Origin of the sequence: Mycobacterium sp. 1423905.2, from assembly GCF_001673155.1 — a bacterium.
Classification (GTDB): domain Bacteria; phylum Actinomycetota; class Actinomycetes; order Mycobacteriales; family Mycobacteriaceae; genus Mycobacterium.
Map to the genome: position 1 here is coordinate 25,543 of NZ_LZLE01000267.1, position 9,359 is coordinate 34,901.

A 9,359-nucleotide genomic window follows, 5' to 3' on the forward strand; every position below is an offset into this window, starting at 1 on the left:
CTAGAACGTCAGGTCGTCATCGACCGGCGCGAAGTACTCCGCGACGTCGGCCACGGTGACCTGGGTCAGTGCCGCCGGCTTCCACTTGGGCTTGCGATCTTTGTCGATGAGCTGCGCCCGGATTCCTTCGACCAGGTCGTGGGAGCGCAGCGAGGCCGACGACACCCGATAGTCCTGCACCAGAACATCTTCCAGCGATTGCATCTCGGCTGCGCGGCGCACCGCCTCGAACGTCACCGACACGGCGATGGGTGAGCGGGTGGCGATCAGATTGGCCGCATCATTGGCCGCTTGCTCGTCGTGTCCGCGCATTGCGGCAATGACGTCGATCACCGTCTCACCCGAGTAGCACTCGTCGATCCATTCCCGTTGCGTCGCAAGCTCGCTCGGCGGCGGTTCGACGGCGTGGTGGGCCAGCGCGCCTTCCACGCCGTCGGAGGCGATGGCCGCGGCGAACGCATCGAGGTCACTGTGCGGCACATAGTGGTCGGCGAAGCCCAGGGCGATCGCGTCGGCTCCGGAAAACGGGGCACCGGTCAACGCGGCATGCAAGCCCAGCTTGCCGGGTGACCGCGAGAGTAGGTAGACCCCGCCGACATCCGGGATGAAACCGATGCCCACCTCGGGCATGGCGATCTTGGAGGTGTCGGTGACCACGCGGGTGTTCGCGTGCGCGCTCACCCCGACACCGCCGCCCATCACGATGCCGTCCATCAGCGCCACATACGGTTTGGGGAACCGGCCGATGAGGCCGTTGAGCAGATATTCGTCGCGCCAGAACCGACGCGCCTCGACCCCGTCCTTGCGGGCGCTGTGGTAGACCGCCACCACGTCACCGCCCGCGCACAATCCGCGGTCCCCAGCGCCGGAGAGCACCACCGCGCGTATCGCGTCGTCGCGCTCCCAACGGATCAGCACGGTGCTCAACGTGTCGACCATGTTCTGGTTCAGGGAGTTGATCGCCTTGGGACGGTTGAGCGTCACATAGCCGACGTCTCCGTCCACGCGGGTCAGGATCTCGTCGGATTCCCCAGTCACCGCTTCAGTCACGCACTAGCTCCCCTCGCCGGAATCCGTCGTCAAGCTGGCCATGAGTTTGACCTGCAATCTAAATCGTGACTCGCTCTGTGGTACCCGCGGGGCTAAGGTTTATCGTGATCCAGACGACGGTATAAGACTTCTGAGATGCCCGGAGACCCCAGCTTGTTCGGGAACCATAGGCGGGCGGCTGATCGTTGAGTAGTTAGTTCGCACACCTCGAACCACATTCCCAAGAGAGGATCCGACGGTGCGGGAGACAAGCAACCCGGTATTCCGGTCACTGCCTAAGCAGCAGGGCGGATATGCCCAATTCGGCGCTGGACCAGCCCAAATGCAGGGCTACAACCCCTACGCCCCCTACCAGGAGGCCAAGGCCTCCCGGCCACTGACCATCGACGACGTCGTCACCAAGACCGGCGTGACGCTGGCCGCGTTGACGGCAACCGCGGTCGTGTCCTACTTCCTGGTCGCGCAGAACATCGGCCTGGCCATGCCGCTGACCCTGGTCGGCGCGCTGGGCGGCCTGGTGCTGGTGCTGATCGCCACGTTCGGCCGCAAGCAGGACAACCCGGCGATCGTGCTGAGCTACGCCGCCCTGGAAGGGCTGTTCCTCGGTGCGGTGTCCTTCGTGTTGGCCAACTTCACGGTGGGCTCGGCGAACGCGGGCGCACTGATCGGCGAGGCCGTCCTGGGCACGCTGGGCGTGTTCTTCGGCATGCTGGTCGTCTACAAGACCGGAGCCATCCGCGTCACCCCGCGGTTCACCCGCATGCTGGTGGCCGCCATGTTCGGCGTGCTGGTGCTGATGCTTGGCAACTTCGTGCTGGCCATGTTCCACGTCGGCGGCGGTGAGGGCCTCGGCCTGCGCAGCCCCGGCCCGCTGGGCATCATCTTCTCGCTGGTCTGCATCGGGATCGCCGCGTTCAGCTTCCTGATCGACTTCGACGCAGCCGACCAGATGATTCGCGCGGGCGCACCGGAGAAGGCGGCATGGGGCATCGCGCTGGGCCTGACCGTCACGCTGGTCTGGCTCTACCTCGAGATCCTGCGGCTGCTCAGCTACCTGCAGAACGACTAGCGCCACTCCTGACGGGCAAAGCCGGCACGCTGTTCAGCGTGCCGGCTTTCCTTTATGCCCCACTTATGCCCTATTCCGCGTCGAGTGTGCGTTGAGGGCGGCCCGCAGCGGCGTGTCGTCGCCCTAGGCGCTCACTGAGAGCCCATAGCGCACAGTCGACCCGCGGATCAGGCGTTAGCTGAGCCGCTCGACCACCATCGCCATGCCTTGGCCACCGCCGACGCACATGGTCTCCAAGCCGAACGTCTTGTCGTGGGTCTGCAGATTGTTGAGCAGCGTGGTCAGGATGCGGGCCCCGGTCATGCCAAACGGGTGACCCAGCGCGATCGCGCCACCGGAGACGTTCAGCTTGTCCTCGTCGATGCCCAGCTCGCGTGCCGAACCCAGCACCTGCACCGCGAACGCCTCGTTGATCTCGAACAGGTCGATGTCGCCGACCGACATGCCGGCGCGGGCCAGCGCCTTCTTGGTGGCTTCGATGGGCCCCAGACCCATGATCTCCGGAGACAGGCCGCTGACCCCGGTGGACACGATGCGGGCCAGCGGCGTCAGGCCCAGCTCCTTGGCTTTGGTGTCGCTGGTGACGATTACCGCGGCGGCGCCGTCGTTGAGCGGGCAGGCGTTGCCCGCGGTCACCGTCCCGTTGGGGCGGAACACCGGCTTGAGGTCGGCGATCTTCTCGTAGGTGGTGCCGGCGCGCGGACCGTCGTCCTTGCTGACGGTGTTGCCGTCGGGCAGCGTGACCGGGGTGATCTCCCGCTCGAAGAAGCCGTTGTTGATCGCCTCTTCGGCCCGGTTCTGGCTGCGCACGCCCCAGTGGTCCTGGTCTTCGCGGCTGATGCCGGTGAGCAGGGCGACGTTCTCGGCGGTCTGACCCATCGCGATGTAGACGTCGGGCAGGTTGCCGTCGGCGCGCGGGTCGTGCCATTCGTCTGCGCCGGTCGCCGCGGAAGTCGAGCGTTCCTGCGCCTCGTCGAACACCTGATTCTTGGTGTCCGGCCACGAGTCGGAGGTGCCCTTCCCGAACCGCGACACCGTCTCCACACCCGCGGAGATGAACGCGTCGCCTTCCCCCGCCTTGATCGCGTGGAAGGCCATCCGGGTGGTCTGCAGCGACGACGAGCAGTACCGGTTGACGGTGGTGCCGGGCAGGAAGTCGTAGCCGAGTTCGACGGCGACCACGCGGGCCAGGTTGAAGCCGGATTCACCACCCGGCTGGCCGCAGCCCAGGATCAGGTCGTCGATCTGATGCGGGTTCAGCGCGGGCACCTTGTCCAGCGCGGCCCGCACCATCTGAGCGGCCAGATCGTCGGGCCGCATGTTCACCAGCGACCCCTTCATGGCGCGGCCGATCGGTGAGCGGGCAGTCGAGACGATGACGGCTTCGGGCATGACGGCTCCTCCATTGGGTGCGGGCTCGCCTCAGAACTGGATCACCGGGGCCCGGCGTGGACTAGACGCTGATAAATCTAGTCCTCACCCGCTGGCCGGTGCCTCGATGGGTGCGGGCATCGGACCGGCCGGGCGTCGCCACAGCCGCGGCACCACGATGCGGCGCGTGTGGGCGACGTCGAGAACCGTCGAGCTCGGCTGAGAAACGTTCTCCTGCATCGGGATACCGAGCTTCTCGCTCAGGGCGTCGCGCAGCGGGGGCAGCAACACCTCGGCCGCCAGCGCGTATGCCGCGGGTGAGGGATGGTACTGGTCGGCGGAGAACATCGCCTCGGGCATCGCCCGGAACTTGGGCGCCAGCAGGTTCGCCATCGGTACCGGCAACCCACCGGCGGCCTTGACGGCGGCCGTCTGTGCTCGGGCGAGCTGCATGCCGCGAGTGTGCGCCAGCGACCGCAGCGGTTGTGGAATGGCGGTGATGACGCCCAGGTCCGGGCAGGTGCCCACCACCACCACCGCGCCGTGCGTACGCAGCCTGCGCACCACCGAGCCCAGCCGTTGCGCGGACGGCCCGATGCCGTTGAGCGCGGTGATGTCGTTGGCGCCGACCATGATCACCGCCGCGTCGGGCGGCGGCCCGGCCACGAACATCGCATCGACTTGACCGACAAGACCTTTGGACGTGGCACCCACGATGGCCTTGGTGCTCAACCGGACCCGGATGCCGGCCAGCTCGGCAAGCCGGCGGGCCAGCAGCACGCCGGGCACTTCCTCGGCGCTCAGGCATCCGTACCCGGTGGCTGTCGAGTCGCCGAAGATCATCAGATGCAGATCGAACGGCATGCCGCGTAACCACCGCTGTACTGGGCCGCCGCCGGGGCGGTAGACGCCGTCGGCGCGGGGCGGAACGTCCCACGCTCTCGGGATGACGGTGCGCGTGTGCGTCGCCTGGCCCACCAGCAGGTTGCGTGCGCCCAGATAGGCCGTGCCCGTCGAGGCGAGTGCACCCGCTGTGGCCAGGGCGATCGTTGAACGCCGTGGCACGCGCATGCTCACAAGAAACAGTTTAGGACGGTTGTTTTCATTTCGTGGGTAGCTGAAGAACAAAGGAGTTACGGTGTGGATCAAATGTGGTATCGAAACGGATTCTTCGAACGTTGAAACGCAATAGGACTGTCAAGCTAAGTTCGCGAGGTTGGCTGAACACTTCGGTGTGACGGGTGAACTGAACGCTCAGCCACTTCGTCACATGCTGTATCGGACTACAACGGCGTAGGAAGTGTTGAGCATGACCGCACCCAGTAAGGTATCCGGCTCGCCCAGAGTTGCCATTCGTCCGCGCGACGCGCTGAAGGCTCGTAGACTCGAGACGCGCAGATTCGCCATCAGTGACGGCGCCCCAGTCGAGGTCGTCGAGTCTGGCCCGAGTGTCGCTGCGCGATTAGCCACTTTGGCGTCACGGTTCACCATTCGGCCGGTTCTGTCGGTCGGCAGCTACGTTCCGCATCTGCCCTATCCGTGGGGCCTGATCGATCACGCCGCCAAAGTCCTGCTGCCCGCCACCAGCGGCGTGCGGGCCACGGTGAAGTTGTCACACGCGTCGGCCCAGCTGGTTCGCGCGGCGGGCGTGCTCCCCGCCGACGGCACGCGAAGGGTGATCCTGTACTTGCACGGCGGTGCGTTCCTGACCTGCGGAGCAAACTCGCACGGCCGACTCGTCGAGTTGCTCTCAAAGTTTGCTGACGCACCGGTTCTGGTGGTCAACTACCGGCTGATGCCCAAGCACTCGATCGGCATGGCCCTCGACGACTGCCACGACGGCTACCGCTGGCTGCGAGACGTCGGTTACGACCCGGAGCAAATCGTGCTGGCCGGTGACTCCGCCGGCGGCTACCTGGCGTTGGCGCTGGCGCAGCGGCTGCAGGATTTGGGTGAGGAGCCGGCCGCGCTGGTGGCAATCTCACCGCTATTGCAGCTGGCAAAGGAAGACAAGCAGGCGCATCCCAACATAAAATGCGACGCCATGTTTTCCGCACGCGCGTTCGACGCGCTCGGCGAATTAGTTGCCAGCGCCGCCGCGAAAAACACGGTGAACGGCGAACCGGAAAAGATTTACGAGCCGTTGGAACACATCCGGCCTGGGTTGCCTCGAACGCTGATCCACGTGTCCGGGTCCGAGGTTCTGTTGCACGACGCTCAGTTGGCCGCCCGCAAGCTGGCCGCAGCCGGTGTGCCGGCCGAGGTGCGGGTCTGGCCGGGGCAGGTGCACGACTTTCAGGTCGCCGCGCCGATGTTGCCCGAAGCCATCCGGTCCTTGCGTCAGATCGGTGAGTACGTCCGCGAGGCCACCGGTTAGGCACGAGCGGGTGTGCGGCGCTTGATATCGCCTGAGACGATGAACTCATGCGGATCGCGCAGCACATCAGTGACCTCATCGGCGGCACGCCCCTGGTTCGGCTGACCTCCGTCGTACCCGACGGCGCCGGCATCGTCGCGGCGAAAGTCGAGTACCTCAACCCGGGCGGCAGCTCCAAGGACCGCATCGCCGAGCGGATGATCGAAGCCGCCGAAGCCAGCGGCCAACTCAGGCCCGGCGGCACCATCGTCGAGCCCACCTCCGGCAACACCGGCGTCGGACTGGCTCTGGTTGCCCAGCGGCGCGGCTACAAGTGCGTGTTCGTCTGCCCGGACAAGGTCAGCGAGGACAAACGAAACGTGTTGCGCGCCTACGGCGCCGAAGTCGTGGTGTGCCCTACAGCGGTGCCGCCCACCGACCCGGACAGCTACTACAGCGTGTCTGACCGGCTGGTCACCGAAATCGAGGGCGCCTGGAAACCCGACCAGTACGCCAACCCGCAAGGACCGGCCAGCCACTACGCCAGCACCGGCCCGGAAATCTGGGCCGACACCGACGGCAAGGTCACCCACTTCGTCGCCGGCATCGGCACCGGCGGCACCATCACCGGTGCCGGGCGCTACCTCAAAGAGGTCTCCAACGGGGCGGTGCGCATCATCGGTGCCGACCCCGAAGGCTCGGTGTACTCCGGCGGCACCGGCCGCCCCTACCTGGTCGAAGGGGTGGGGGAGGACTTCTGGCCGGCGGCCTACGACCCAGCGGTGCCCGACGAGATCATCGCGGTGTCCGACTCCGACTCGTTCGAGATGACCCGGCGGCTGGCCCGCGAGGAGGCCATGCTGGTCGGCGGGTCGTGCGGAATGGCGGTGGTGGCCGCGATCAAGGTGGCCGAGGAGGCCGGGCCCGACGCGGTGGTCGTCGTGCTGCTACCCGACGGCGGGCGCGGCTACATGTCCAAGATCTTCAACGACGCGTGGATGTCGTCCTACGGATTCCTGCGCACCCGGCTGGACGGCACCACCGAGCAGTCGACGGTGGGAGATGTGTTGCGCCGCAAGTCCGGAGCTCTGCCCGACCTGGTGCACACCCATCCCGCCGAAACGGTGCGCGACGCCATCGGCATCCTGCGCGAGTACGGGGTGTCGCAGATGCCGGTCGTGGGCGCCGAGCCGCCGGTGATGGCCGGCGAGGTCGCCGGCAGCGTGTCGGAACGCGAGTTGCTCTCCGCGGTTTTCGAGGGTCGCGCCAAGCTGGCCGACGCGGTGTCCCAACACATGAGCCCGCCGCTGCCGATGATCGGTGCGGGGGAGTTGGTCAGTGCGGCCGGCAAGGCGTTGGCCGACTGGGACGCGTTGATGGTCGTCGAAGAAGGAAAACCGGTCGGCGTCATCACGCGGTATGACTTGTTGGGCTTCCTGTCCGAGGCGCCGCGGCGCCGGTAGCGGGACGGGTGACGCGGTTCGCGGCCTTCGGTACTGTAATGCGGCTTGGTTCAGCTAACCCTGATTGAAAGGTTGCTCATGACCGATCAGCCGCCGCCCGGCGGGTCTTACCCGCCACCGCCCCAGCCTCCGTCTGGCGCGAGTGGGTCGTCGTCGCCGCCCTTTTCTCCTAGCGGCGGTTCGGTTCCGCCGCCGCCTCCGCCGCCCGGGGGTTCCTACCCGCCGCCCCCACCGTCGGCGGGCGGATACGCGCCGCCGCCGCCCGGACCGGCCATCCGCAGCTTGCCGACGGAGTCCTACACACCGTGGCTCAGCCGGGTGCTGGCGGCCTTGATCGACTTGGCCCCCTACGCCGCCTTGGTGGGCATCGGCTACGGGATCATGCTGGCCACGCAGGTGTCGAGCTGCGTGACGTCCGTCGGCCCCTATGAAGTCAGCCAGTACTGCAGTCCCCAACCGTCGGTGATCGGCCAGTTGGCGCAGTGGCTGTTGACGCTGGTCGGGCTGGCCTACCTGGTGTGGAATTACGGCTACCGCCAGGGCACGACGGGCTCGAGCATCGGCAAATCGGTGCTGAAGTTCAAAGTGGTCAGCGAGACCACCGGCGAACCGCTGGGCTTCGCCATGTCCGTGGTGCGTCAACTGGCCCACATCGTCGACGCGATCATCTGTTACGTCGGGTTCCTGTTCCCGCTGTGGGACGCCAAACGGCAAACCCTGGCGGACAAGATCATGACGACGGTCTGCTTGCCGCTGTGAGCAAAGCCGCCCCGGCCGTGCACTCGCGGCCAGGGCGGCTTTCGCTATTAGGCTGAATCCGATGAGCGCCTCAGACCACATCGAGCAGTTCACCGGACTGACAACCCGAGCCATCCATGCCGGTTTCCGCCCGGACCCGGCCACCGGCGCGGTGAACGCACCCATCTATGCCAGCAGCACCTTCGCCCAGGACGGTGTGGGCGGGTTGCGCGGCGGCTACGAATACGCGCGCACCGGCAACCCCACCCGCGCCGCGCTGGAGACCGCGCTGGCGGCGGTGGAAGAAGGCCGTTTCGGGCGCGCGTTCAGTTCCGGGATGGGGGCCACCGATTGTGCCTTGCGGGCGTTGCTGCGGCCCGGCGACCATGTGGTCATTCCCGACGACGCCTACGGCGGCACCTTCCGGTTGATCGACAAGGTGTTCACCCAGTGGGGGGTCGGTTACACCGCCGTGGCGCTCGCCGATCTGGACGCGGTACGCGCCGCGTTGACCCCCAGCACCCGGTTGATCTGGGTGGAAACCCCGACCAATCCGCTGCTGTCTATCGCCGATATCGCCGGCATCGCCCAGATCGGCGCTGAGAATGCGGCGAAGGTGTTGGTGGACAACACGTTTGCCTCACCCGCTGTGCAGCGGCCGCTGACACTGGGCGCTGACATCGTGTTGCACTCCACCACCAAATACATCGGCGGTCACTCCGACGTGGTGGGCGGGGCGCTGGTGACCAACGACGAAGAGCTCGACCAGGCGTTCGCGTTTCTGCAGAACGGGGCCGGCGCGGTGCCCGGCCCGTTCGACGCCTACCTGACCCTGCGCGGTCTGAAGACCCTGGTGCTGCGCATGCAGCGGCACAGCGAAAACGCTTTAGCAGTAGCGGAATTCCTGGACGGACACTCCGCGGTGAGCGCGGTGCTGTATCCGGGCCTGCCCGCGCACCCCGGCCACGAGGTGGCCGCGCGGCAGATGAGCAGCTTCGGTGGCATGGTGTCGGTGCGCATGCGCGACGGCCGCAGCGCCGCCGAAAAGCTGTGCGCCAGAACGCAATTGTTCATCCTGGCCGAGTCGCTGGGGGGAGTGGAGTCGCTGATCGAGCATCCGAGTGCGATGACGCACGCGTCGACGGCCGGCTCCCAACTAGAGGTGCCCGACGACCTGGTGCGGTTGTCGGTGGGAATCGAGGACGTCGCCGATTTGCTCGCCGACCTCGAACAGGCACTGGCCTAACGGCCGCCCCTCCTTGCGCGAGCAGACGCAAAATCGCACGAGACACGCGGATAGCGTGCGATACTT

At 66.7% G+C, this 9,359-nt stretch carries 8 protein-coding genes; 5 read left to right on the forward strand and 3 right to left on the reverse strand.

Annotated features, from left to right (window positions below; translation table 11 throughout):
* Nucleotides 1–1,038: an enoyl-CoA hydratase/isomerase family protein gene (locus tag A9W95_RS17830; RefSeq protein WP_067415579.1), complete on the reverse strand. Its 1,038-nt coding sequence runs from the start codon at nt 1,036–1,038 to the stop codon at nt 1–3.
* 250 nt (nt 1,039–1,288) lie between these two features.
* Between A9W95_RS17830 and A9W95_RS17835 the strand changes: the two genes are divergently transcribed.
* Nucleotides 1,289–2,119, forward strand: a complete 831-nt coding sequence (locus A9W95_RS17835; protein ID WP_067415554.1) for a Bax inhibitor-1/YccA family protein — start codon at nt 1,289–1,291, stop codon at nt 2,117–2,119.
* A 174-nt stretch (nt 2,120–2,293) separates the two neighbouring features.
* Here the strand turns inward: A9W95_RS17835 and A9W95_RS17840 are convergent, their stop codons facing one another.
* Together A9W95_RS17840 and A9W95_RS17845 are read right to left on the reverse strand one after the other, a co-directional pair.
* Complete coding sequence (locus tag A9W95_RS17840; protein WP_067415557.1) at nt 2,294–3,511, reverse strand: acetyl-CoA C-acetyltransferase; 1,218 nt, start codon at nt 3,509–3,511, stop codon at nt 2,294–2,296.
* Nucleotides 3,512–3,595: 84 nt separating this feature from the next.
* The gene (locus tag A9W95_RS17845) at nt 3,596–4,555 is read right to left on the reverse strand and encodes an SGNH/GDSL hydrolase family protein (RefSeq protein WP_156746264.1); all 960 of its coding nucleotides are present in this window, start codon (nt 4,553–4,555) and stop codon (nt 3,596–3,598) included.
* Between the two features lie 244 nt (nt 4,556–4,799).
* Here A9W95_RS17845 and A9W95_RS17850 point away from each other — a divergent pair, with 244 nt between their 5' ends.
* From A9W95_RS17850 to A9W95_RS17865, 4 genes are all read left to right on the forward strand, one after another.
* Nucleotides 4,800–5,867 (forward strand): alpha/beta hydrolase, encoded by a 1,068-nt coding sequence (locus A9W95_RS17850; RefSeq protein WP_067415585.1) that lies wholly within the window; start codon nt 4,800–4,802, stop codon nt 5,865–5,867.
* A gap of 47 nt (nt 5,868–5,914) precedes the next feature.
* Complete coding sequence (locus tag A9W95_RS17855; protein ID WP_067415561.1) at nt 5,915–7,309, forward strand: cystathionine beta-synthase; 1,395 nt, start codon at nt 5,915–5,917, stop codon at nt 7,307–7,309.
* Nucleotides 7,310–7,387: 78 nt separating this feature from the next.
* Complete coding sequence (locus A9W95_RS17860) at nt 7,388–8,068, forward strand: RDD family protein (RefSeq protein ID WP_067415564.1); 681 nt, start codon at nt 7,388–7,390, stop codon at nt 8,066–8,068.
* A gap of 61 nt (nt 8,069–8,129) precedes the next feature.
* Nucleotides 8,130–9,293 (forward strand): cystathionine gamma-synthase, encoded by a 1,164-nt coding sequence (locus A9W95_RS17865; RefSeq protein WP_067415567.1) that lies wholly within the window; start codon nt 8,130–8,132, stop codon nt 9,291–9,293.
* Nucleotides 9,294–9,359 lie beyond the last annotated feature (66 nt).

Bases quoted from the DNA above. Each gene is read 5' to 3' on its own strand.
- A9W95_RS17840 (WP_067415557.1), bottom strand. From the start codon at position 3,511: ATGCCCGAAGCCGTCATCGTCTCGACTGCCCGCTCACCGATCGGCCGC.
- A9W95_RS17850 (WP_067415585.1), top strand. From the start codon at position 4,800: ATGACCGCACCCAGTAAGGTATCCGGCTCGCCCAGAGTTGCCATTCGT.
- A9W95_RS17855 (WP_067415561.1), top strand. From the start codon at position 5,915: ATGCGGATCGCGCAGCACATCAGTGACCTCATCGGCGGCACGCCCCTG.
- A9W95_RS17860 (WP_067415564.1), top strand. From the start codon at position 7,388: ATGACCGATCAGCCGCCGCCCGGCGGGTCTTACCCGCCACCGCCCCAG.
- A9W95_RS17865 (WP_067415567.1), top strand. From the start codon at position 8,130: ATGAGCGCCTCAGACCACATCGAGCAGTTCACCGGACTGACAACCCGA.